The sequence below is a fragment of the Acidobacteriota bacterium genome (assembly GCA_016716435.1).
Lineage (GTDB): Bacteria > Acidobacteriota > Blastocatellia > Pyrinomonadales > Pyrinomonadaceae > OLB17.
This window is the reverse complement of sequence record JADJWI010000008.1, coordinates 742,544-766,358: the sequence shown is the minus strand read 5'-3', so window position 1 is coordinate 766,358 and position 23,815 is coordinate 742,544. Positions and strand designations below refer to the sequence as shown.

At 54.6% G+C, this 23,815-nt stretch carries 25 protein-coding genes; 12 read left to right on the top strand and 13 right to left on the bottom strand.

Features of this window, described 5'->3' with window-relative positions; all coding sequences use genetic code 11:
* Window positions 1-2: 2 nt before the first annotated feature.
* Genes rsmD through aroC form a run of 3 tightly spaced genes read left to right on the top strand, consistent with a single transcriptional unit; the run spans window position 3 to window position 2,621 of the window.
* Window positions 3-557, top strand: a complete 555-nt coding sequence (rsmD, locus tag IPM21_15490; GenBank protein MBK9165278.1) for a 16S rRNA (guanine(966)-N(2))-methyltransferase RsmD — start codon at window positions 3-5, stop codon at window positions 555-557.
* Between the two features lie 19 nt (window positions 558-576).
* Window positions 577-1,467 (top strand): EamA family transporter, encoded by an 891-nt coding sequence (locus IPM21_15485; protein ID MBK9165277.1) that lies wholly within the window; start codon window positions 577-579, stop codon window positions 1,465-1,467.
* A complete protein-coding gene (aroC, locus tag IPM21_15480; GenBank protein MBK9165276.1) occupies window positions 1,464-2,621 on the top strand; it encodes a chorismate synthase in 1,158 nt (385 codons plus the stop codon). Before IPM21_15485 ends, aroC begins: the two co-directional genes overlap by 4 nt.
* A gap of 6 nt (window positions 2,622-2,627) precedes the next feature.
* On the opposite strand, the gene purD is transcribed toward aroC, so the two are convergent.
* The gene (gene purD / locus IPM21_15475) at window positions 2,628-3,899 is read right to left on the bottom strand and encodes a phosphoribosylamine--glycine ligase (protein MBK9165275.1); all 1,272 of its coding nucleotides are present in this window, start codon (window positions 3,897-3,899) and stop codon (window positions 2,628-2,630) included.
* Window positions 3,900-4,150: 251 nt separating this feature from the next.
* Here purD and IPM21_15470 point away from each other — a divergent pair, with 251 nt between their 5' ends.
* Entirely contained in the window at window positions 4,151-4,537 is a 387-nt protein-coding gene (locus IPM21_15470; protein ID MBK9165274.1) for a zinc-ribbon domain containing protein, read from the top strand.
* Between the two features lie 5 nt (window positions 4,538-4,542).
* Here IPM21_15470 and IPM21_15465 read toward each other — a convergent pair whose 3' ends face one another.
* The 5 genes from IPM21_15465 to IPM21_15445 all read right to left on the bottom strand — a co-directional run bounded on the left by IPM21_15465 (window position 4,543) and on the right by IPM21_15445 (window position 10,738).
* Window positions 4,543-6,546: an amino acid transporter gene (locus IPM21_15465; GenBank protein ID MBK9165273.1), complete on the bottom strand. Its 2,004-nt coding sequence runs from the start codon at window positions 6,544-6,546 to the stop codon at window positions 4,543-4,545.
* A gap of 355 nt (window positions 6,547-6,901) precedes the next feature.
* The gene (locus IPM21_15460) at window positions 6,902-8,218 is read right to left on the bottom strand and encodes a matrixin family metalloprotease (protein ID MBK9165272.1); all 1,317 of its coding nucleotides are present in this window, start codon (window positions 8,216-8,218) and stop codon (window positions 6,902-6,904) included.
* Between the two features lie 24 nt (window positions 8,219-8,242).
* A complete protein-coding gene (locus IPM21_15455; protein MBK9165271.1) occupies window positions 8,243-8,455 on the bottom strand; it encodes a hypothetical protein in 213 nt (70 codons plus the stop codon).
* Between the two features lie 92 nt (window positions 8,456-8,547).
* Window positions 8,548-9,465, bottom strand: coding sequence for an SLBB domain-containing protein (locus tag IPM21_15450; GenBank protein MBK9165270.1), 918 nt, complete (start codon window positions 9,463-9,465; stop codon window positions 8,548-8,550).
* Window positions 9,466-9,919: 454 nt separating this feature from the next.
* Window positions 9,920-10,738, bottom strand: coding sequence for a hypothetical protein (locus tag IPM21_15445; GenBank protein MBK9165269.1), 819 nt, complete (start codon window positions 10,736-10,738; stop codon window positions 9,920-9,922).
* A 276-nt stretch (window positions 10,739-11,014) separates the two neighbouring features.
* Here IPM21_15445 and IPM21_15440 point away from each other — a divergent pair, with 276 nt between their 5' ends.
* Complete coding sequence (locus tag IPM21_15440) at window positions 11,015-11,254, top strand: hypothetical protein (GenBank protein MBK9165268.1); 240 nt, start codon at window positions 11,015-11,017, stop codon at window positions 11,252-11,254.
* On the opposite strand, the gene IPM21_15435 is transcribed toward IPM21_15440, so the two are convergent.
* The 3 genes from IPM21_15435 to IPM21_15425 all read right to left on the bottom strand — a co-directional run bounded on the left by IPM21_15435 (window position 11,245) and on the right by IPM21_15425 (window position 13,164).
* Entirely contained in the window at window positions 11,245-12,018 is a 774-nt protein-coding gene (locus tag IPM21_15435; GenBank protein MBK9165267.1) for a 3',5'-cyclic-nucleotide phosphodiesterase, read from the bottom strand. The genes IPM21_15440 and IPM21_15435 overlap by 10 nt on opposite strands.
* A 21-nt stretch (window positions 12,019-12,039) precedes the next feature.
* A complete protein-coding gene (locus IPM21_15430) occupies window positions 12,040-12,801 on the bottom strand; it encodes a glucose 1-dehydrogenase (GenBank protein MBK9165266.1) in 762 nt (253 codons plus the stop codon).
* 147 nt (window positions 12,802-12,948) lie between these two features.
* Complete coding sequence (locus IPM21_15425) at window positions 12,949-13,164, bottom strand: hypothetical protein (protein ID MBK9165265.1); 216 nt, start codon at window positions 13,162-13,164, stop codon at window positions 12,949-12,951.
* 593 nt (window positions 13,165-13,757) lie between these two features.
* Here IPM21_15425 and IPM21_15420 point away from each other — a divergent pair.
* The 4 genes from IPM21_15420 to IPM21_15405 all read left to right on the top strand — a co-directional run bounded on the left by IPM21_15420 (window position 13,758) and on the right by IPM21_15405 (window position 17,394).
* Window positions 13,758-14,171: a hypothetical protein gene (locus IPM21_15420; protein ID MBK9165264.1), complete on the top strand. Its 414-nt coding sequence runs from the start codon at window positions 13,758-13,760 to the stop codon at window positions 14,169-14,171.
* Complete coding sequence (locus IPM21_15415; GenBank protein MBK9165263.1) at window positions 14,149-14,784, top strand: hypothetical protein; 636 nt, start codon at window positions 14,149-14,151, stop codon at window positions 14,782-14,784. Before IPM21_15420 ends, IPM21_15415 begins: the two co-directional genes overlap by 23 nt.
* Window positions 14,785-14,871: 87 nt before the next feature.
* Window positions 14,872-15,588: a DUF2490 domain-containing protein gene (locus IPM21_15410; protein MBK9165262.1), complete on the top strand. Its 717-nt coding sequence runs from the start codon at window positions 14,872-14,874 to the stop codon at window positions 15,586-15,588.
* A 45-nt stretch (window positions 15,589-15,633) separates the two neighbouring features.
* Entirely contained in the window at window positions 15,634-17,394 is a 1,761-nt protein-coding gene (locus IPM21_15405) for a HAMP domain-containing protein (protein ID MBK9165261.1), read from the top strand.
* A gap of 51 nt (window positions 17,395-17,445) precedes the next feature.
* Here the strand turns inward: IPM21_15405 and IPM21_15400 are convergent, their stop codons facing one another.
* Window positions 17,446-17,907 (bottom strand): hypothetical protein, encoded by a 462-nt coding sequence (locus IPM21_15400; GenBank protein ID MBK9165260.1) that lies wholly within the window; start codon window positions 17,905-17,907, stop codon window positions 17,446-17,448.
* A gap of 249 nt (window positions 17,908-18,156) precedes the next feature.
* On the opposite strand from IPM21_15400, the gene IPM21_15395 reads away from it, so the two are divergent.
* The 3 genes from IPM21_15395 (at window position 18,157) to IPM21_15385 (ending at window position 22,239) form a co-directional block, all read left to right on the top strand.
* Window positions 18,157-19,482, top strand: a complete 1,326-nt coding sequence (locus IPM21_15395; GenBank protein ID MBK9165259.1) for an amidohydrolase family protein — start codon at window positions 18,157-18,159, stop codon at window positions 19,480-19,482.
* Window positions 19,482-20,714: an amidohydrolase family protein gene (locus IPM21_15390; protein MBK9165258.1), complete on the top strand. Its 1,233-nt coding sequence runs from the start codon at window positions 19,482-19,484 to the stop codon at window positions 20,712-20,714. The genes IPM21_15395 and IPM21_15390 overlap by 1 nt, the downstream gene beginning before the upstream one ends.
* Window positions 20,715-20,775: 61 nt before the next feature.
* Window positions 20,776-22,239, top strand: a complete 1,464-nt coding sequence (locus IPM21_15385) for a peptidase S10 (protein ID MBK9165257.1) — start codon at window positions 20,776-20,778, stop codon at window positions 22,237-22,239.
* A gap of 39 nt (window positions 22,240-22,278) precedes the next feature.
* Here IPM21_15385 and IPM21_15380 read toward each other — a convergent pair whose 3' ends face one another.
* The 3 genes from IPM21_15380 to IPM21_15370 are packed head-to-tail and all read right to left on the bottom strand — an operon-like array spanning window position 22,279 to window position 23,815.
* Complete coding sequence (locus IPM21_15380; protein MBK9165256.1) at window positions 22,279-22,767, bottom strand: MogA/MoaB family molybdenum cofactor biosynthesis protein; 489 nt, start codon at window positions 22,765-22,767, stop codon at window positions 22,279-22,281.
* A 5-nt stretch (window positions 22,768-22,772) separates the two neighbouring features.
* Window positions 22,773-23,660, bottom strand: coding sequence for a DMT family transporter (locus IPM21_15375; protein MBK9165255.1), 888 nt, complete (start codon window positions 23,658-23,660; stop codon window positions 22,773-22,775).
* Window positions 23,657-23,815, bottom strand: a complete 159-nt coding sequence (locus IPM21_15370; GenBank protein MBK9165254.1) for a hypothetical protein — start codon at window positions 23,813-23,815, stop codon at window positions 23,657-23,659. Before IPM21_15370 ends, IPM21_15375 begins: the two co-directional genes overlap by 4 nt.

The following is a 23,815-nucleotide window of genomic DNA, read 5'->3' as shown; positions in this document are numbered from 1 at the left end:
TTATGCGTGTCATTGCAGGGACTTACGGCGGCCGGATCTTGAAAAGCCCCGCGGATAACCGCACACGTCCGACCTCGGACCGCCTTCGCGAGACGCTCTTTAACATTCTTGCCCCGAAGATCGACGAGCATACACGCTTCCTGGACCTCTGCGCCGGAACGGGAGCAATTGGTATCGAGGCGATCTCACGCGGAGCCAAACACGCTACATTCGTTGACCGTTCACGGCGATCATGTGCCCTGATCGAAGAAAATCTTGACACGCTCGTCGTTCCTGAGGACCAAACCGAGGTGCTCTCTCTCTCGGCCGAAAACTTTACCGGTCGCGAACATGCCGAGGGCTGGGACATAGTCTTCTTTGATCCGCCATATGAGATGAACTATTCGCCCGTGCTTCACGAATTTGGCACCGCCGCCAGCCGTTTGCTAAAGGATGGCGGCCTGCTTGTGGTCGAGCACCACGCGAAAACCGTGCTTCCGGACGCGGTCGGACATATTCGCCGCTGGCGTATCCTGAAACAAGGCGAGACGCGATTGAGTTTTTACGAACGCAGCTAACGGCCGGCGGAGTAACTTTATGCAGATCTTCGTTTGGCTGATACTTTGCCTGATCTGGGGAACGACATGGATCTTCATCAAGATCGGGCTCGAGGACCTTCCGCCGATCACCTTCGCCGTCAGCCGCTTTCTTCTCTCCGCGGTACTTCTTTTGCCGGTCGTTTATTTTGCGCGGATCGCGTGGCCGCAGGGCCGCCGCGAATGGATATTGATCGCGTTGACAGGTGTTCTGCAATTTTCCGTAAACTACAGCACGGTCTTTTGGGCGGAGCAACACATTACCTCGGGCCTCGCCGCCGTTTTGCAGGCGATGATAACGGTCTTTGGCCTAGTGCTCGCGTGGATATTTCTGCCGAGCGAACGCATTACTCCGCTCAAAATAATCGCCGTTCTGATCGGCATCGTCGGGGTCGGCATTATCTTTATAGACCAGCTTCGGGTGGAAAGTGCACGGGCATTCGCAGGTTCCGTTGCAATCGTCGTTGGAGCTTATGCTGCGGCACAGGCGTCGATTCTGGTCAAGGCAAAGGCGGTCGGGATCGACCCGGCAATGATCCTTCTTTCGCAGATGCTCTGCGGGCTGCCGCCGCTCGTGATCTATGCGCTTGCTGTTGAGGGCTCACCATTTCAACATAACTGGAGCACGCGGGCGGTCGCGTCCGTGCTTTATCTCTCAATTGCTGGGACGATTGCCGCTTTCTGGCTTTATTACTGGCTTCTTGCGAGGATAGAATCGACAAAGGCGATGATGATCTCGCTGGTCACGCCGCTGATTGCGGTGTTGGTCGGCAACATTTTTCTCGGCGAGACTCTTCCGCCGCAAACGCTGATCGGCGGGCTTCTGATCCTCTCTGGAATCGGCCTTATCGTCTTCAGGCGGCGTGTCCGCGAGCTTAAAGCGAACGAATGAACTTCAGATTTACAACAGCAGGCGAATCGCACGGCCCGGCTTTGGTGGTGATAATCGAGGGCGTTCCGGCGGGATTGCCTTTTGACAAAGCGGCGATCGACCTTGAGCTCTGGCGGAGGCAGCAGGGCTATGGCCGCGGCGGCAGGATGAAGATCGAGTCCGATGCCGTCCAAGTGCTCTCAGGCGTGCGACACGGCCGGGCTCTCGGCTCGCCGATCGCATTGACGATCGAGAACCGCGATTTTGTCCATTGGCAGGAAGTGATGTCCGCCGATGCACTCGACGCCGAGCCGAGGAACCCGCGGATCGTAAAGCGGCCGCGGCCCGGACATGCCGACCTCGCCGGCGGACAAAAATACCAAACACGCGACCTCCGCGACATCCTGGAACGCGCCTCCGCCCGCGAGACGGCAGCACGCGTCGCGGCGGGTGCCGTCGCCAAACAACTCCTCGCCGCGTTCGGGATCGCGGTCCGCAGCCATGTCGCAAAGCTCGGCTCGGTGCCTGAAACGCCGATAAATGCTTCGTGGGAAGAGATTACCGCGATTGCCGCGGATGCCCCACTCGCTTGCGTCGATAAAGATGTCGAGGCTCAAATGGTCGCCCTGGTCGATGAAGCAAAGGCAAATGGCGACACACTTGGCGGTATTTTTGAGGTCGTTGCCCACGGGCTGCCGATAGGGCTCGGCTCGCACACTTCGTGGGAAGAAAAGCTCGATGGCCGCATCGCCCGGGCGATAATGTCGATCCACGCGGTGAAGGCGGTTGAGATAGGTGAGGGCGTCGCGAATGCGGGCCGTTTCGGCTCGGAGGTCCACGATGAGATCTACGCCGGCCTCGTCCGCAAAACAAACCGGGCAGGCGGGCTCGAAGGCGGGATCACGAATGGCGAGGAGCTTCGCGTCCGCGGATATCTTAAGCCGATCTCGACGCTCCGAAAGCCGTTGACCTCAGTCGATATAGATTCGAAGGAAGAGTCGCCAGCCGCTTTTGAACGCTCTGACATTACCGCTGTCCCCGCTGCGGGTGTCATCGGCGAAGCGATGCTGGCGGTTGTGCTTGCGAACTCGATGCGGGAGAAATTCGGCGGCGATTCGCTTGATGAAATGCTCCGCAATTTCGAGTCGTATCAGAAAAGCGTCGCGGAATATTGAATCTTCTCACTTCCCGATATCGCGCCTGAACTGCATTCCGGGCCAGGAGATCTCCGCGGCTGCCGCATAGGCCTTTTCAAGCGCCGACGCCAGAGCATCGCCGACCGCGGTAACGCCAAGCACACGCCCGCCGGAGGTCAGATACTCGCCGCTCTCGCTGAGCTTCGTTCCTGAGTGAAATACTACAACGTCCTCGCGAGCTACCGCCGAATCAAGGCCGGTAATAACATCGCCCGTCCGCGGCTTTGCCGGATAGTTCTCTGCTGCCAGGATGACGCATGCGGAGGAACCCGCTCGCCATTTGATTTCCATATCAGCTAGCCGCCCTTCTAGCATTGCTTCGCAGATCTCCACGAGATCGGACTCAAGCCGAACCAATATCGCCTGCGTCTCGGGGTCGCCGAAGCGGACGTTGTATTCGAGCGTCTTTGGGCCGGCGTCCGTCATCATCAGCCCCAGAAAGAGTATGCCGCGAAACGGAAAACCATCATCAACACAGCCCCTAAGAGTCGGGCTGACTATCGTGTCAACGATCAGCTCACGCTGCTCGGCCGTTAGCAAAGCGTCGGCTGTGAATGTGCCCATGCCGCCGGTGTTCGGGCCCGTATCGCCCTCGCCGATACGTTTATGGTCACGCGTCGGCGGCATTAGGGAGAAGCTTTCGCCGTCGGCAAAAAGAATGAGCGAGACCTCGCGGCCGAAAAGACATTCCTCGAGAACGATGGTCGAAGCCGCCTCTGCTCCGACCAGTGTCTCTAATTCATTGATGGCTTCGATCGCTTCCAAGCGTTCGCGGGCAACGACGACGCCTTTGCCGGCCGCAAGGCCATCTGCCTTTACGACGACCGGAGTTGATGCATCGCTAAATCGGCCGCTTTCAAGTATTTCTATCGCCTCGGTCGGCGATGCCGCAACCGCATAATCAGCGGCCGGGACGCCGTGCCTCTGCATGAAATCCTTTGCAAACGACTTGCTCGCCTCCAACCTTGCCGCTGCCTTCGAAGCTCCGATGATACGCAACCCTCGAGATTCGAACGCATCGACGATCCCGAGGGCAAGAGCCGTCTCGCCTCCGACGAAGGTAAGATCAATGCCTTCAGTCTCGGCAAACCCGGCGAGGCGATCGATCTCGTCCGGTTTGATGTCGACCAATTCGGCGATGGACGCGATCCCGGCATTGCCGTTTGCACAATAGACCTTTTCGACCCTCGGGCTCCGTTGAAAGGTGTAACATATGGCGTGTTCGCGGCCGCCCGAACCGATAACTAGAATCTTCATACGCTCCGACAATCTTTACAGAGAACCTGGGTCAATTCAAATCGCACATCCTTGACATGCATTAGCTAATTTTATAAGTTCAGACGTTGTTCCCGCTTGGCCCGCTCCCTACACAAATTTGCCTGTTCTCCCGGATGCCGGCAATTGTGACAAAGGGCAATTTCAACACTTCCCGACCACTTACGGTTCGGCTGCCGGTCGCGTTTATCAGGCTGCGATCTTGATTTTCATTGACGATTAAGAGGTAGGGTATGTCAGATAACGGCTTTTCAGATTCATTCAGCGCCCCCTTACAGGCAAGTGCTGAAGAACCACAATTTACCGACCAAACGATCAACTGCATGGATTGCCACAGCGATTTCGTTTGGACCGTCGGTGAACAGCAGTTCTTCTACGACAAGAACCTCCAAAACCCGCCAAAGCGGTGCAAACCCTGCAAGCAGGCAAAAAATGAGCGGATAGCCGCGATCAATGCTGCTCATGAGCTTGGCGTCAAACAACGGATCGAGGTCCTGGTCGCTTGTGCCAAATGCGGATGCAATACGACCGTTCCGTTCTATCCCTCGCAGGGCCGTCCGGTCTATTGCCGCTCGTGTTACCTCGAACTCAACCCTTCGCTCCTGCCGCCGCACCAGTAAGGAAGTTAACCACCGACGTGAACATTCGGCCTGAGTTCTGGGTCCGATTCCGCCTGCCTCAATATCTCACGCGTAACGGGCGCTGTATCGCCCTCGCCGAAGAGTATGTAGCGGGCGAGGTACATTATCGGGTTACCCTCGCTCCAGCCGAAATAGACATGCGGAATCTTGCCCGTGCGATTGCGAAGGTCGAGCAAAAGAGCCGCGATCGCATTCGGTACTGCCGGTGATTCTGTCCGCAGAATTTTGTAGCCGTCAACGTCGACGCCGCGAACCGCCATTGTGCCAATGAACTCCGACGCGTCTCCGAGGTCGACCTCATAAAAGATCACCGGGTCGGTCGAAGGGATGTGGTTGTCGATCCGCTTTTCATGCTCCTTGAAACGGTATTCGACGACATTGCCGACCTCACGGCGGTTGGTGACAATGCGGATGTCGCCCTCGGCCATTTCCTTGATGAACTCGAGCGCTGTCTCGTCGTATTCGATCTCGTCGATCCGGAGTTCAGTCGTCCGCAGAGCACGCGAAATGAACGACGTAACGATTATGCCAATGATGAAGAGTGTCGCGATCTGGATTCCACTCGGCTGGGCGATCATGTTCGCGATGGTCGTGTAGGCGAATATCAGCGTAATGATCAGAAACCCAACCCATCGCTTCTCTTTCTTTCGCCTCGACGAGATGGTGACCGCGACGGCGGCCGAGGTCATCAGCATCAAGACGCCGGTCGCATAGGCTCCGCCCTGGGCCGAAACGCTTGCTTCAAAAAAGATGGTGACAACGATACAGATCGCCGTGAAAACGATCACAAGCGGACGCGTCGCCCTTGCCCAATCGGGAGCCATGCCGTATCGCGGGAGGTAGCGAGGCACTATGTTAAGCAAACCGGCCATCGCCGATGCACCGGCAAACCAGAGAATGGCGATCGTCGAAAGGTCGTATACCGTACCGAAGCCCGGCCCGAGATACTCGTGGGCGAGATACGCTATAGCTCTGCCGTAAGCCTTTCCACCGGGGCCGATCTCCGATTGCGGGACAAGCATTGTCGTGATAATGCTCGAACCGATCAGGAAAAAGCTCATTATCACGGCCGCACCGGTAAGCAGCTTTTTGCCGCCGCGGATGCGTCCCTCGATATGAGCCTTTATGTCGTCCGGTGCTTCAGAGTGATCGACCTGCGTCGAATGAAAGGCAACAAGCTGCGACTTTTGGACCTCGACATCGCTCTTGATAAGCGGCATGACGACCACGCCGGTCTCAAACCCCGAGAGCCCGAGTGCAAGTTTTGGAAAGGTAAGCAGCGATGCCGCAATGAGCATGAAGATGCTTCCGTTGACGTTCGGCTGCGACCAAAGAAGAGCGCTCCAGTTCGGCACGATGTCCGGTTGGATCCAAAAGATCTGATAAACGCCGACTCCTATGGTGACGAGGTTGAGTCCCAGAAAAACAACGACGATGCCGACGGCGATCCCGATAACTTCGCTGAAGCCGCGAAGGAACACCGCGCCGAGCAGGACGATAAGGACCAACGTAACGATCACCTCATGGTGCAGAAACTGTAAATTCTTGACTACAAAGGGATTCTCGATGATATGGGCGGTCGCATCAGCGGCGGAAAGGGTGATGGTGATGATGAAACTCGTCGCTACAAAGCCGAGCAGGGCAAGCACGAACATCTTGCCCTTCCAACGCGAAAGGAGCCGTTCGAGCATTGAAATGCTACCATCGCCATGCGGGCTTTCCTCGGCAACGCGGCGATACATCGGCAACGCCCCGAAAAGCGTTAGCAAGACAAGAACAAGCGTAGCGAACGGAGATAGGGCACCTGCGGCAAGCAGAGCAATTCCCGGCTGGTAGCCGAGTGTGGAGAAATAGTCGACGCCCGTTAGGCACATCACCTGCCACCAGGAGTGCTTCCGGTGGCGGCCTTCAGGTTCGTGAGGACCTTCGACCTCCGGGACGCCTTCAAACATCCACCGGCCGAGCCTGCCGCGCTTTTTCAGAGCCATAAAAAATCAAAAGAACCGCTTCTCAACCAAATATGCGAGAAACAGCTCTTCTTTCAACCATGCCGCCAGCCACGGGCATTCAAATAGATGCGCCGCGGGAAAAACACTGTGAGGATATACCACAGTGGGTCAAATCCCAAAGTGGATCGGCAATGTAGTTCTCAAAGTTGCCGTGAATTGCTCCGAAGGAAGGCCGCGAATCAGGAGCCGCACAAGAAAATGGGCGGCGTCTCCCACACCGCCGCCCGTTTTGGCCGCAAGTCCTCACCCCTTGCGGACCGATGTTCACCGGGGAGGTGAACGCCTCGATTATGCACAATATCGGAAAAAAATGGAAGAAGTTTTTAAACTTTTCTTAATATTTTGAGAAGTCCCGCTTATACCACGGGTTTTGATGGCCGGAAATGGAAAAAACTCCGGGAAAACAGGCTTCGCCGCCGGTGCGGTTGATAGTGCAGAGCGAATAGGCCCCGTTCGGGGCGTCCTCTGAGATCGTAACGTCAAAAATCGCGACGGCACGCCCAAGCGGGTCTTTCGTTGGCAGAATGTTACTTTCGTCGACGACAATATATCGAGAATACGAATAAAGAACGGGTCGGAGGTCCATTTCTTCCGTCAGCACCATGGAGACGGAAAAGGTCTTGCCGGCGTTCAGGGGCAAGCTAAGAGCCGTCGTCTCGCCGTTGAGGCCGATAAGTGTTGCGGAACCGGTTGATGCCTCTCCGACGATCTTAAAAACGCTAGGCTCGCCGTTCGTTACGTCAACGGTCCCAATCGTTTGCCCGCTGCCTATGCCATCGGAATCCGCATTTGAAAAGAAAACGTTATAGGTTCCCTCGGGTACTGAACGAAGTTGTATGTTGTCGGAATCCGAAGGGATCGAAACAGTCGTGACGAGTTTGCCGCTGACGGCATCTTCAAGCCAAATGAATCCGGCCTCACTGGCCTTGATCTTGCCAACGGAAATTTTCAACTCGACCGATCCGGAGGATCCTTCGTCGCCCGTCTCCGAGCGGTAGATCTCGCGAACAGATGCTACGTCAGTTTCTAAAAGCTCACGTCGGAAAAAAGAATTGACAGAAAAGAGGCCGTTGCGGCTTATCTGCGGCCACATCAGGCTGCCTACGGTTGGGGCGTGATCAAGCCCGAGCAAGTGGCCGACCTCGTGCATCAAAACTGTCTCGAGGTCATAGGTGCCAAATGTTCCGTCGGTCGAGAACTGGTGACTCGCGTTGAGAACGATATCCGCCTCGGAGATATTGCCGCTGCGGTCGAAAAATATCCGCGTGGCGGCCGGAAGTTGGTTTCCGTTCTTGTTGAATACGAGGGTGTTCTCCGATGTAGAAGCAATAGTGATGAGCGAAACGCCATCGCCTCGCGGCCCCGACGGACTGACGTTTTCGATCGAGGTCTGAAAGACCTGAATGCTAATGCCCGCTGCTTCGGCCCACCGTTGCAAGCTACGCTCGACTGCGGCCGCTGCATCGCTTCCCCGCTTTATCGACGGACTTTCGTCGGTCAGCGATGTCGAAATGCCAATGCGGATCGTGTTTCCGCGCCACCGCAGGTCAGGAATACTGCCCGAATCCGCATCGAACGATGAGGCGTAGCCCATGTGAGTGCCCACGATCAGCACTGCCAGGAGCAAAAAACTTTTAAGGCTTCGTTTCATCAAAACGAACCGCCGAGAAAATACCTAGTCCGCTTCCGAACCAGCTATATCCTGGCGATCAATGTTCTCGAGATCGGAAAATGCCACGATCAGGAGCAATACCACCAAAGCAACGGTCGCCAGAAGATAGATCATAGCGATCTGGTGCGTCGCAATGAGAACACCGATCACGATCGCTACTCCGACCAACCAAATAAGGGCGGACATCCGCCTGCTAAGCTTTCTCTTTTCAGCCATAACAAAATGCCGTAGAATTGACGGCAATCTATAATAATAAACTGATTCGGGAACTCTTTACAACGTTTGCTTTCAATCCGACGAGATCAAATTTAATCTATGACCCTTAGCGGAAGTTCCTCTCGTGGAACCGCTGCGGCTCCAAAGCCCTCGACGACTGGCGAAAATTGTCTCCGTTCCAGGCCTCTGATACCGATATCCACAACGTCGTAGGGTTTTAGCTCAACGTCAGCGGTTGGGTCCGACGCGATCTTTTCCAGGTCCGCCTCGATTATCGAACCGGTCCCGCCCTCACGCCTGTATATTACAACTCGCGACGCCACGGCATTCTTGTCCAGCCCTCCGGCGGCGGCCACAGCACGCGAAAGCGTTAGCTCGGAGCGAAAAAGCTGTCGGCCGGGCCTCGCAATACCACCGATCACATAGATAGGGGACGCTTCGTTCACATCTACGATATCGCCGGTCAAGACCTGCGGATTCGCCGCAGGGTCGCCGGCGAGGATGTCGCTGATCTTGATTCGCAACGTCTGCGGCGAACGATCGCCGTTTGAAGCTGGGTCACAGCTCGTGTCCGGACGCCGAAAAAGTGTGATCTCACCGCTCGCTAGCTCGGTCAATCCGCCGCTCAAGACAAGAAGCTCCTGAAGGCTTGCCGGCCTCGCAAGCCGAAATCTATGCGGATTTCGCACGCCGCCCGTCAAGAATACGTTCGGCCGGCCTGATGTATCGATTATCCTAACCGTAACCACCGGTTCGCGAAGAAACCGCGAATAGAGCCGGGCGACCTCGGCAGCCACCTCAGCTTCTGTCCTGCAGAGGACATAAACTTGCTCCTCAACACGGTCAAACCCATCGAGAAATCCTTCCGGGTTGATTCCGCCTCGCCAATCAAACTCAAAACTTCCGAGCACGTCGATCTCTATACGATCGCCATAATGAATTGTTGTGATCTTATTCGATTGTCCAGAAACGCCTGTGGCCCCTGCGAGCACAGCGGTGATCCAGAGCAAAACGTATAGCGAACTAGGTGTGGAAAAACGACTCAATTTCCTTATATTACGAAATCAGATGCAAAACGACACACACCAAAACAAAAAATCGTGAGTGTTTTATGCGGGATCGCCTGGGATAAACAACTAACCCGCCCGTTCACGCTTTTTGGAACGAGAATTTACCGTCCCCGGAACGGCAAAACCACGAAATTCCAGGTTGCAGTTATCGCAAAGCAGGTTAAATCGGAATATGAGTTTTAGAAGAAAGGGCGTGGGTCGATAACCGCGTCGGATGCGATTACTGCGACATTTTGGACAGCGTTGAGAGATCATTTCACAAAAGTGCTTTACTGTTTACAGCATTGCATCAGGCCCAGTGGGCAATATTCTAACAAAGATTTAACAGTTTGAGCGAAAAATTATTAAAAAGTCTACTAAAGTCTCCGGGATTCTGCATGCTCGTGATTCCGCCTTACGATTCGGCCTCGATCACCTCGCCCTCGACATCAATGACCTCGCCAAACCCATCAACTCGATCTACAGCCGCGAATGAACCTCGAAGCTCGATAAGCAGCCGCTCGTCCGGGTAATGGGACAATGCTGTATCCAGTGCCTGCGCCGCTTGCCGCGACCGACGTTTAAACGCCTCGTCGCTGTCACTTCCAGCAGATCCTGTAGCTCCCGCAGCCTCGAGTTTTGCCCAACGGATCATGTGCTCATAGTGAAGCCGGTTGGCGACCACGGTTCCCTTTCTGAACGCCGCAAACCGCGGCGAACCGGCTGCGACCCGCGGCAATTCGCTTTTAATTACCTCGAGATACTCCTCACAAAGGAGAAAGACCTCGCGATGTCCGTCGGCAAGCCCTCCGAGAACATTTGCTGCGTCAGATTTCTGCTGCATCGACCGAACCCAGGCAGCATTATGCTCTACGGTAAGCTTAAATGACGGCTTTGGAACTTCGAACTCACCTGAGACGTTGCTGATAAGCCGACGTTCCCGCGAAAGCATCTTTTTCCTCATGCTCGTGAGGAACGCCTCGCGAAATATGACCGCTCCGGAAAGGCAGGCGACGCCCGAAATTATCGCCCAGTTCGCCGCCGATTCGTCTCCGGTCTCATAAAGCACCAACCATACGAATAGGGCGATGATGATGGAAAAAAGCACAAAAGCGATATAAAACCCAGTTGCGGGCAACCGAAATGGCTCGCGTTTCGCCAACGGCCCGCGATTCGGGTCGATACGCCGGTTGGACGACCGCCCGCCAAATGTATTTACTTGCCTTCCCGTCATTACCGACGTAAATACTCTATCGTTTCGGCCATATAGTCAATCTGTTCGTTGATTCACCGCGGATTTTATTCACGATACTTTGTGAATCCTCTGCTATAATATCGCCCGCTGTGACTAAGGGAAGGAAAAAGAAGCGAACGACGATCTTTGAATCGATCAGGAAGCCGACCGCTCCGCCTAGCCGTAAGATCGACCCGGACAAACCGGCGGAAAAGCTCTATCCTTCGGGTCGAAAGAGCAAGCACAAACAGAAAAACCCCACGGAAGACAACTCAGATGTTTAGTAAACGTAAACAGGAGCCGATCAAGAAGCACATCTGGGCAAGGCCCGAGATGCTGGTCACGTTCCGAGCAGAGATAATGCCCGGGAAGACCCGCGACGAGCGAACCTTCAAGGTGAAGGAGGTACGCCCGAACGGCCGGGTTAAGCTTTATGACTTTCCGGATGAACACCGGCAAAGCTCATTTGAACCGATCAATTTTCTTCGTCCCGCTGCAGGTCCCCTTCAGAAATGATATTGCCTGACGGGCTCAATGATCGTCACACTACGGTCGAGTGTCGCTCGCAACTCGTCGATCACCTCGCTCCGATACATCGGCTTGATGTTGATGATGCAGATCTCGACATCAAGCTTGAGCAGCCCAAGATCCAGCTTTAAAGTTTTAGGTGTGAAATGATGTGAGGCCTCGGCTAGTTCCGACATCCGATCCGGAAATGCACACTCGACAAGAATTGCCTTCAGATCATTTCGTTCATTCACATTCGCCCAAAACGCCAACGAACTGGATGTATCGCCCGAAAATGCGATCGCCGAGCTGCCGTCATCGATGACAAAGCCCGACGACGGCACCTTGTGGTCGACCGGGATGGATGAAAAGGTCAGGCCGCCGATATCGAATCGGGCACCGAGTTCAAAGGGCCGATATTCCATCACCGGCCCATTATCATTCTGCAGTTCCGAAAACCGCGGATAAACCGACCAATTGAAGACATCGCGTTCGAGCACCTCGATCACATCAGCAGTTGCGTGGATCCGTATCGGCTCTGTAAGGGAGGCAAAAAGGTCATCAATGAAGAGCGGAAGGCCGGCGATGTGATCAAGGTGGGCGTGGGTCAGAATGATATCGCGAACGGAGCGGCGATCCGCTTCGCCGGCGGCCATTGCAAGGCTTCCCGCATCGAGGGCGACGCGATCATCGATCAAAAACGAAGTCAGATGCTGGCCGGCCGAATAGACGCCATTCTGGTCAAATGAACTTGGAAGAAGTCTTAGCTTCAAATCCCTTTCTCCGATCGGGCGTCATCGGAGGCACGTCTGGCCTCGCCCGCCGTCGATCTCGTATGTTACGCCCGTGATCCAGCCCGCCTTGTCCGATGCTAGAAACGCGACCAATTCGGCCACCTCGCTCGCCTCGCCCGGCCGCCCAAGCGGATGTGTCCGTTTTGCGTTCTCGAGAAATGCCTCGTACGCTTCCTCGGACATTCCACCCCGTTTGTGCAGGTTCGTAACTACCACTCCCGGATTAACAGCGTTCACCCGAATGCCCTTTTCAGCAAGTTCTAGGGCAGCACAACGCGTTAATTGATCGACCGCAGCTTTCGAAATGCAATAGGCCATCACGCCCGGAAATGCCCTCGAACCTGCAATGCTTGAGATGTTGACGATATTTCCGCTCGTTTTTTCCAAAAAAGGCAAAACTTTTTGCATTAAATAATAAACAGACCGGAGATTTATGCCCATCAGCTTGTCCAGATCATCAACCGATGTGTCTGCCAGAGTGCCAGAGCGAATGATGCCGGCGGCATTGACCAAAACGTCAATTTGACCGCAATGCTGCACGGTTTCGGAGACGAGTCGGTCGATCTGCGATTGTTCCGTAAGGTCAGCGAGGTGAACGCGGAGGGTTCCTTCCAGTTCACGAACCTCTTCGCGAAGCTCGCTGAAACCCGCCTCGTTTCGTCCAACGGCGACGACCGTCGCGCCTTCCTGAGCAAATTTAACCGCCGTGGCCTTTCCGATACCGCTGCTGGCACCGGTTACGATTGCAACCTTGTCCTTCATTTGTTTTGGGGGTTCCGTATATATTTAGAACGCTTAGGATAGCAATACGGATTGAATTGTTGCAAAAGGTCAATAGCCAAGAAAAGAAAAAAGCCGGTCACATGCCGGCTTAAGTATAGGTATTAAGGGGATCTTATCTCGTTTGCGTTAGCCTTCTGAGGCTCTCGGGCTTTGAGCAAAAAGCTTTTCGAATGCGATGTAGGTCTCCTCGCTCTTACGCGATTGGAAATCACTCACCCACGCAGAGACTGTCTTAACCGCGTCCCGAGCGGCATCGCGGGCTTTTGTAGGTTGTTTAATATTCTTACCCGCCGATGCCTCAAACGCCGCCTTCTTAATGACTTTGACCTTTCTATCCTTCATTGCTTTAATCCTGTTAATCCCAATCTCGGTAAAAATATTCCCAAAACTCTATGGCCAAATTGACTGCCCGCTATTACTTCAAGCAATCACCGTGCCATTACAATAAGAACGGCCCAAATCGAAGTTTTTGCATAATCGCTTCGATTTCGTGTTGCAAATTTGAAAATTTTGCATTTTGCGAACCGGTTTCACCAATTTCTTGCGATTTCCCTAAATTTGCCTTACGAATTCACAAGGCCCTAGGTTCCCAAATTATTGTTAAAGCCTTTGCTTCTCGCTAATTAAGACGTAACGGGAGCAGGCAACCGGACACGTTGAACGCAGGAACGATACTTGCCGCGTGTACCGCGATGGCCATTGATATCATTCTTGCCTATCTTGCTCTTGGATCCCCAGTCGGCGTCTATTTGCTGCTTCAAGCCGAGAAGTCAAGACCAACTTTTTCAACAATTGGAAGAGCTTTATTTGGCTTCGGGCTCTGGCCGATCTTTTTGGGCATTCTCCTGTATAAGCGAAGACCTGTTTTGATTACTGCCTCTACCTTCGATACGCGTAATACATCGGATTCACGTATCACTCGCAAGGCAACTTCGTTGAGATCGGCAGTCGAAGGTCATTTCGAGAGGTCGGAGGACCGCCGCTTTGCTTTACGAAAGGAGCTGTTTGACGCGATCGATCGGTTTGTCGGCCTTCGACTTGCGAGCCACGAGAACTTTGCGGTTCACCAAAGCAATGCGGAGATCTTTACGGTTTCCGGACATCCTGATCCGGGACTTGCGAGCAGGTGCCTTGCCCGCCGGAACGCTCGGCGGGTCGCGATCCACGCACGACGTTCAGCCGATGATCTGAGAGAAACGCTTTGGCTCAGAGCTCCGGAAGTCGCCGGATCGGCGTTAGCCGACGAGCTATTTACCGATAGCACTCTATCAGAGCTACAGCGAGCAACTGCTGGGCACAACGCCGTCATCATATCGGGGAGTTCATATGGAAACGATAACGCAGGTTGACGAAAACACTCTTTCACCTTTGATGGCCGGCGACGACCTTGATTACGAAAGGCGTATCGACGAGCTTCGAAGAGCTACGAGCGAACTTGCCATCACGTCCGGTAATGCTCCCAAAGCGTTAGGTTTTATAAACCGGGAACTCGACCTCACGGCATCTATCAAATACTTTGGCCTCGCGATCGGCACTGTGCCGACCGCGGCGATTCTTGTGCGCTTGTTTGTGATGGATACCTCTTCTCCAAACCCAGCGGTTCTTTTGATAGCCGCATTAGCGACCGCCGTGACCGGAGCAGTGGGCTTTTTGACCGGCGGTGCTGTTGCTCGATCGCTCGACAATATTCTCGCGTCCGGGTTCTTTCGTTCACTTTTGTTCATTCCCATCCTCGGTGCCGCATGGGGGATAATTTCCGGAGCTGCCGGCGGCATATTCTTGTTCGTATTCGGAGCTTTCGTCGGAGCCTTCATCGGTGGAGCTGTTGCCGCGGCTGCACTTCCTTTGTTTGCGGCTCTACATAGTCTCGCCGCTGATGATGGGAAGATCGCCGTCAAGCGATTTCTCCCTTTGGCGGTTGGAATTTCCGGGACTGCCGCCGCCCTTTTTCTCGGATCGTAAAGCATTTCGTTTTTGTCGGCTTGTAACTTTCCTGTAACTTCGTGTTAACATCTTCCTCGTTCCTAGACCTCAGATTAGAGCGAAAATGTGAAGAGTTACGCCAAATCAATTCGACCATCTGCCATTCTTTTTGTTTTCCTTTCGGTAATTATTACAACGGCCTACGGCCAATCGAGCCCGGGCGAGCGCGACTTTCAAGTCTGGAGCGAAACTGTAGTAACCATACCGTTGGTCAAGAAACGCGATGCGGATGACAAGGAGTACAAAGACCTATCGCTGCTATTGATCGGCAGCATCCGCCTTGGCCGCAACAAGCTCTATCCCGTCGATGAACGCGTCGGCATCGGTTTCGATAAGAGGATAAACAAATACGTTTCGATCACGCCTACCTACATTTATAAATATGCCGAGCAGTTCCCGGGACGAAAGGACATCGAACACCGGGCACGATTTGATACGACTCTTTCATTTACATACAAAGAACTCTCCATTAAGGATCGTAACCGAGTTGAATATCGCATCCGCAACAGCCGCCCGGATACGATTCGTTACCGCAACAAAATAACCTTCAAGCATCCCATCAAAAAAGATGGCAAAACCATCTTTTCGGCATTTGCTGCCGACGAGGTCTTTTATGATTTTCGAGATGGCAGGTTCTTCCGAAACGAGTTTTCTGCAGGAATCGAGAGAAAGGTGACCCCGAATTTTACGGCTGAGGTCTTCTATCTGAATCGCTACAATACAGGCGGGCTTCCCAAATATATCAACGCCGTTGGCGTGAACTTCAAGATCGAGATCGACTAAGCGGCAACGGCTGCGAATTTCCGCTATCGAGGCTGCGGGCTTAGAATGCTCTTGATGTTCGCATTCTTTCAGCTCGCGGTCGTGATCCTACTCGTTCTGCTCGGGTTTTTCGTTTTTGTGAATGACCCACGGAGCCGAGCAAATCAGACGTTTGGTGCGTTCATTGCGTTTCTCGCCTTTTGGACCACAAAGGACCTTGTTTTCTGGAACTTCAACGACCCCGCATTCGGAGCCGGCTGGTGGGCAGCAGCAAGCTTCGTGACCGCGCTTCTCCTTCAATATGCACTGGTCATCTTTGCTTGGGTCTTTCCGGAAAACAATCGTATTCCGAGAGAAAAGGCAGCGGTATTCTTCGCTCCAGGCCTGATCTTTATACCGGCTGCTTTGCTTGGCTATCTGTGGGATTCGATCGAACTTGCCGACGTTAGTTTCTCCATTTCACTTTCGCCTCTCGCATATATTTTTGTAGGCTACGTTTACTTTTTGTTCTTCTATGGATTCGCGGTGCTCGCACGGAAATATCGGCTCTATGCCGGCACACAGCGGGCGAAGCAGCTTGGGGCTATCATCCTTGCACTCGCGATAACCGGCGTACTGAAGACATGCGCCAATCTGGTACTTCCCTACTTTGACCGCTATGAGCTATTGCCTTACAGTTCGCTATTCGTCATCCCCGGCGTGCTGATCTATGCCTACGCGATAACTAATTTCAAGCTGCTATCGCTGCAAACCACTCTCGATCAATTTCGGCTTTTCCCGATCACATACAAGATCGCCGTTAGCATTGCGGCGGTCGCTGTTCCGTCATTTTTCATCTTTCAGGTGCCTATCGCCTGGTGGGCATTTCGCGATGGGATGACATCCTTTGCCTGGCAAAAGTTTTTGATCTTCAGCATCATTTCGGCGCTTGTTCCGAACCTTTTGCTGCTGCTTATGGTCGTACGCTCGGTCTCGCGGCCGCTCCAGCGGATAACTCTTGCCGCGATCGAGGTGACGAACGGCCGCTACGGTGCTGAAGCCGACCTTAGAAAAAGCAATGACGAGATCGGGCTACTTGCTTCATCGTTTAATGAAATGAGCCGAAAGATGGCCGAGGACCTTGAACGGCTTCGGCGTATGAACGAACAGCTTCAACGAGCGGACAGGCTGGCTGCGATGGGAACGCTTGCTACAGGCGTGGCCCATGAGGTCAATAATCCACTTGCGTCCATCTCGTCGCTTATCCAGCTTATTCGCTCCCGCAAAGACAACGATCCTGAAACGAACGAAGATCTCGACCTCATCGCCGCACAGATCGAACGGATAAAACGGGTGACGCACGATCTGACAGATTTCTCGCGAAGCAGACCGCCCGGCCGCTCTTTGGTGAGCGTAAGGGATGTCGTGAATTCGGCACTTCAGCTTGCGAATTACGATGCGAGCTTTAGCCGGCTTGAGATCAGGACGAGTGTCTCAGATGAACTTCCGCAGATAATGGCTGATGCGAGCCAGCTACAACAGGTCCTCTTGAATCTGTTACTTAACGCCCGCGATGCGATGCATGACGGCGGCGTGTTGGAGATCAAGGCCGAGCAATCGGGAAATACTTTGAGATTGACCGTAGCGGATTCCGGTAGCGGATTCGACGAACACATTTCGCGAAATGCGTTCGATCCATTCTTTACGACCAAGCCTCCCGGAAAAGGCACCGGGCTCGGCCTTGCTGTCTGCTACGGCATCGTGACTGCTCATGGCGGTACGATCGAGATTCGTTCAGCCGAGAAAGGCGGTGCCGAGGTGGTCGTCGAAATTCCCATCGCCAAATAATAAAAGGCGGACGCCGAAACGCCCGCCTTTGCCTGAAAAGTTCATCCGAGTTTATCTCACGTAGTAACGCTTTCCGTTACGAGTATAAAACTGCCGGCCATTGTTTGCGCGATAGTAGCGGTTGCCGTTCTTGGTGTAAAGATACGTTGCACCTGCACCCGCAAGTCCGCCAACGACCATTCCGGTCTTGCCGCCGACCCAGGCACCGGTACCGGCACCGAGAAGCGTACCACCGGCGATCTTCGCACCACGACGATAGTTCGAATTATAAGCTCGACGCTTGGTTCCCTTACGGCTTGAGGCGTAAAGTAAACCGGCACCAGCCCCGATCATCGCACCGTTACGTCCGCGGCCGATCAAAGCACCTGCTGCCGTACTACCGGCGACGATCGCGATATTGGTCGCGAGCCCCGGGTACTTCTTCTTCTTTCTTCGCGTCTGACCGTACGATTCCGGTACGATCATCGTGAAAATAAATGCAAAGAAAATTGAGACTATAACTAGTTTCTTCATAATATCTCTCCCCCAAAAGATGTTTCAAGAGATTCTATAGTCAACCCGTGTGCCAAAACGCTTTCAATATCGGAGTTTGGCTAATACGTTTATATTTCTTGGAACGGTGGTGTTGAATCGCTCTCGAAAATAAATAAACTTGCAGACCGAAACGTACGATATAGTGCGGGCTTTCTTGACAGTCACACGATTTCGTAGCACTTTAGTCATATTCCCGTTGCAACCGCAATCACATACGAGGTCAAAAAAATGCGAAAACTACTAAGGCTGATTAGTGTAGCCGCGCTGTTCGCGTGTCCGATTTTAGGACAGCAGCAGCCGGTTGCATTTACAAATGCGCGTCTGATCCCTATCACAGGTCCTGAGATCGAGCGTGGAACTATAGTCGTTCAGGGCGGCAAGATCACCGCGATCGGGCCGTCTGCTTCTGTCCGCCCGCCCGCGGGCGCTCGGGTCGTTGACATGGCCGGCAAAGTGATAATGCCGGGACTTGTCGATACCCACAGTCATATCGGCGGGACTGCCGGTGCCGATGCGTCCGGGCCCATCCAACCCGAGGTGAGGTTACTCGATTCTCTTAACGTACGATCGTCGAGCTTGCAGCGTGCCCAGTCCGGCGGCATTACCTCTGTTAACGTGATGCCCGGTTCCGGACATTTGAATAGCGGACAAACCCTCTACCTTAAGCTCCGAGACAATGCCGTTAAGATCGACGACGTTCTGATACTAGACAAGAACGGCAAATACATGGGCGGGATGAAGTTTGCTAACGGTACTAACTCGATCCGTGCCGGCGGCGGCAGTTTCCCGGGGACTCGGGCCAAATCGGCCTCACTCGTTCGCGAGCAGTTGATAAAGGCACGTGAATACCGCGAAAAGATCCAGAAAGCCGCTGGTGACGCGAGCAAGATGCCGGCTCGCGACCTTGCGATGGAAGCTCTTGTTGAAGTTCTTGAAGGCACCCGCGTGGTGCATTTCCATACACACCGGCATGATGACATTCTCACCGCACTCCGGCTCCAGAAGGAGTTCGGTTTCCGCATCGTTCTCCAGCACGTCTCAGAAGCATGGAAGGTCGCCGAGGAGATCGCTGCGGCAAACGCTCCGGCATCGATAATCTTCATCGATTCGCCCGGCGGAAAGCTTGAGACGATGGACATCAAATTCGAGAATGGCGTAGCCCTCGAAAAGGCCGGAGCTTTGACCGGTTTTCATACCGACGATTCGATTACCGATTCGCGGCTATTCCTCCGCTCTGCGGGCCTTGCAGTCCGCGTCGGAATGTCGCGTGAAAAGGCTCTTTATGCCCTAACAATGGCGAACGCGATAATGATGGACCTCCAGGATCGCGTCGGTTCGCTTGAGGTCGGGAAGGACGCTGACATGGTCGTACTCTCCGGTGATCCGCTGAGCGTTTACACGAACGTCCTCGAAACGTGGGTCGAAGGAAACAAGGTCTTTGACCGTGCGGACCCGAAAGATTACCTGATCGCCGTCGGCGGCTTCGGTGCCGGCAATGACGAAAACACCGATCACATTCACTGCTTTGACGGTGACATCGGAGGTGAAAACTAATGAGCATCTCAAATATCAATAAACGAATTTTCGGACGTGCACTCGCTGCCGTTTCGCTTTTCGCAATCGTCGCCTTCCCGTTCGCAACGGCTGCCTCGGCACAGATCGCCGTCCGCGGCGAAACGGTATGGACAATGACCGGTGAACCGATCACGAACGGCGTCGTACTCGTAAAGGACGGCAAGATCGAGGCGGTCGGCACGGCGGCACAGGTCCGCATCCCGGACGGCTATCGGATCATGAATGCAAAGGTCGTGACGCCGGGGCTTATCGATGCCCACACCGTTATCGGCCTCAATGGATACCTCAATCAGCCGCACGACCAAATGGCTCTTGACGGCGGTTCTGCATTTCAGCCGGAACTTCGTGCTATCGATGCCTACAACGCCCAGGAGACGCTCGTCGAATATGTTCGCAACCTCGGCGTAACGACCATCCACACCGGCCATCAGCCTTCAGCGCTTGTGTCCGGCCAGACGATGATCGCAAAGACGGCGGGCAAGAACGTTGACGAAGCCACCGTTTCCCCGCTCGCTATGATCGCGGTGACTCTCGGCCAGGCTGGACTTGCCGGTCAGGGCCGGTCGCCGGGCACGCGTGCGAAACAGGCCGCAATGCTTCGCGGCGAACTTATCAAAGCTCAGGAAGCCTCGAAGAAATCGGAAGCGCCGACCGACCTGAAGAGCCAGATCATGATCCGCGTGATCAAACGCGAAGTGCCTTTGCTCGTCACTGCGGAAAAGGCCCAGGATATTCTCACCGCTCTTCGGATCGCGAAAGAATTCAACATCCGTATCGTGCTCGACGGTGCATCCGATGCTCAGATTGTTATCAACGAGATCAAGGCTGCCGGAATTCCTGTCATTCTTCACCCGACGATGGCCCGGCCGGGCGGCGACCGCGAGAACCTCTCGATGGCCACCGCTGCCAAGCTTAAGGAAGCCGGTATTCTTTTCGCCATTCAGAGCGGCTACGAAGGCTACGTACCGAAGACCCGCGTTGTGCTTTTTGAAGCGGCAGTCGCCGCGGGTGCCGGACTCGGAAGACGCGATGCACTTGCAAGCATCACGATCGATGCCGCACGGATAATCGGGCTCGATTCGCGTATCGGCTCGCTGGCCGTTGGGAAGGATGCGGACATTGCAATGTACGACGGCGACCCGTTCGAATACACGACCAAGTGCATTGGCACGATGATCAACGGCAAAATGGTCAGCGAGGAGGCGAGGTAAGCTCGAAATGAAACGTATCATCCTTCATATCCTGATCGCATTTTCTCTTGCGGCTTTCGGGATGGCTCAAGCTCCCGCGAGCTCGCCTGCTCCCGCTGCTCCGGCCGCTGAGAAGGAAGACCCGCCGGTCGTCACGAAACACTCGGCAAGGGTCGGCGGCCGCGTGCTCAATTACACCGTCACGACCGGCTTTATGCCGATCCGCAATCCGCAGACGCAGGTGACCGAAGGCCGCATCTTCTACATGGCCTATCAATTGGACGGCGTTGCGGATAGGTCAAAGCGACCGCTGATGTTCTCGTTCAACGGCGGGCCAGGCTCGGCATCGGTCTGGCTTCACCTCGGTGCCCTCGGGCCAAAGCGGGTGAAGATGCTCGACGACGGCATGATGCCTCCGCCGCCTTATCAACTGGTCGAGAACGATCATAGCTGGCTTGACCTGACTGACCTTGTCTTTGTCGATCCGGTCGGGACGGGCTATTCGCGGGCGACGAAACCGGAATTCGCCTCGAAGTTCTTTTCGGTCAATGGCGACATCGAGTCCAACGGCGAATTTATTCGGATGTTCCTTGTCCGCAATGAGCGGTGGTCATCACCGCTTTTTCTCGTCGGTGAAAGCTACGGAACGACTCGCGTCGCCGGGCTCTCAAACCACCTTTTCGAACGGGGGATCGGACTCAACGGCGTAGCGATGGTCTCGATGGTGACGAACTTTCAGTCGATCCGCTTTGCCGATAACAACGACACTCCGCTGGTGATGATCTTCCCGTCGTATGCGGCAACGGCGTGGTACCACAAAAAGCTCTCGCCCGAACTGCAGCGAAAGCCGCTTCAGGAATTGCTCCGCGAAGCCGAGTCTTTTGCCGTTGATGAACTCGCACCTGCCTTGCTGCGTGCCGACCGTTTGCCGGCCGCGGAGCGGAACGCGGTTGTGCAAAAATATGCGGCTTATAGCGGGCTCTCACCGACATTCGTCGCGAATCAAAACCTCCGCGTCGAACTAGGCGAGTTCAACAAAGAACTTCTCCGCGACCGTCGGCGGACGACCGGCCGGCTCGACAGCCGCTTCACGGGTATCGACCGCGATGCTGGTGCCGCAGGTCCGGAATTTGACCCGAGCATGACTGCCATTCGGCCGCCTTACACCGCAACGCTCAACGATTATGTCCGCCGTGAACTCGGCTTCCAGACCGATCTTGAGTACTACATCCTGGGCGGCGGAATCACGCAGCCCTGGAACTGGAACACGAACAACGGCTGGGCGGATACGACCCAGGCACTCTCGAGCGCGATGCGGAAGAACCCGTATATGAAGGTGTTCCTCGCCAGCGGTTATTACGATATGGCGACGCCATATTTCGCGGCGGATTATACTTTCGCCTCGCTCAATCTCGAACCCGAGATCCGGCGGAACATCTCTACCGCCTACTACGAGGCCGGCCATATGATGTACATAGAGGTCGGTTCGCTCAAGAAACTGAAAGACGATATTCGGGTCTTTATCAACGGAAGTGTTCCGCGTTAGGTAGGTTGTTTATCGCAACTGTATTCGGGGCGAGCGGCTCTAATGAGCTGTCTCGCCTCGAATCAGTTTTAAAGCGTGGACCAGGACGGGCTCGAAGACAGCGAAGCATTCACGGACGCCATTTGGTGAGCCGGGCAGGTTTATGATCAGCGTCTTTCCGCGGATACCGGCGACGGCCCGGGAAAGCATTGCAAACTTCGTTTTAGTGGCGGTCTCGCGGCGGATGGCCTCAGCGATGCCGGGAGCTTCGCGGTCGATCGCGGCGAGCGTCGCCTCGGGCGTAACGTCTCTCGCGGCGAATCCCGTCCCGCCGGTTGTCAGAATCAGGTCAACTCGAGCTTCGTCCGCAAAGGCGACAAGAGCATCATGAATGGCATCGAACTCGTCCGGCACGATCACACGCTCGGTAACGCCGATGCCGAGGCCGAGCAAAAGCCCGACCAAGACCGTGCCCGATTCGTCGGTCGCCTTTGTTCGCGTATCGCTTGCGGTCAGCACCGCTGCCTTGATCTCCGGGTCAAATTTCATCGCGTTCAAGCCGCGGTCGCCTCTAGCTTTTCGAGCGCCCGCTGCCTTCGGCTATAGAGTACGCTCATCAGCACTCCGGCGACAACCAGAAACATCCCGGCTATCGAGAAAACCGTCTGAGGTTCGCCGAAGATGATCCAGCCGATCGAGACCGCATAAACCAGGCCGGTGTAGTTCACTATCGCCACTCCGGCAACCGCCTCTCGCTGCAATGCGTTCGTAAGGAACATCTGCCCGAGCTGAGAGAATATTCCGATGAGAAGCAGGTAAAGCCAGTCCCATCCGACCGGCGTCGTCCAATAGAACATTATGCTGATGCCGCCGGCGACGACACCTACAAGCTGAAAATGTAGGACCACCGTAAGCGGATGCTCCTTGCCCTTCAGCGAGCGGACAAGATTATAAGCAACTCCCGAGAAAAGTGCGGAAATGATGCCGAGCATTGCGTAAAACGCCGAGACACGACCATCGAGCTGCTGTATCAAAACCACCCCCGAGAAAGCGAGGGCGTAAAAAATCCATTGCAGCGGTCGGACGCCTTCTTTGAGCAGAAAGATCGCGATTATGGTCGTAAATATCGGTGAGAGATATTGAATGGTCGTCGCGGTCGCAAGCGGGACATTCTGGACCGTGACGAAAAAAAGATAAAGAGCAATTGTGCCGAAAAAGCCGCGGAGCAGGAGCAACATCCGGTTTGAGCCGATCCAATCCGCCCGGGCCATTCGCAGCCCGTAGAAACAAAATGCAGAGGCGATTACACAGCGAAAAAAGACGATCTGCATTGCCGGAAGATGTGCGACCTGCTTTACAAAAAGATTTGCGAGGGCGAACGAGAGGGTCGAGAGAAACATCGCCTTTACGCCGGCGGTTAAAAGAGAGTTATCGTCGCTCACGGATGTTTTCGAGGAGCAGGCGAGCAGCCGCAGTCAGCGGAACACTCAGAGCCGCGGCGAAAAGCTGAACTGCGGCGAATCAGCCCGACAATGCCAAAAGCCGCCGCCCCAATGATAACCGCATAAACGACCATCTCCTGTATTGATAGTTCCAT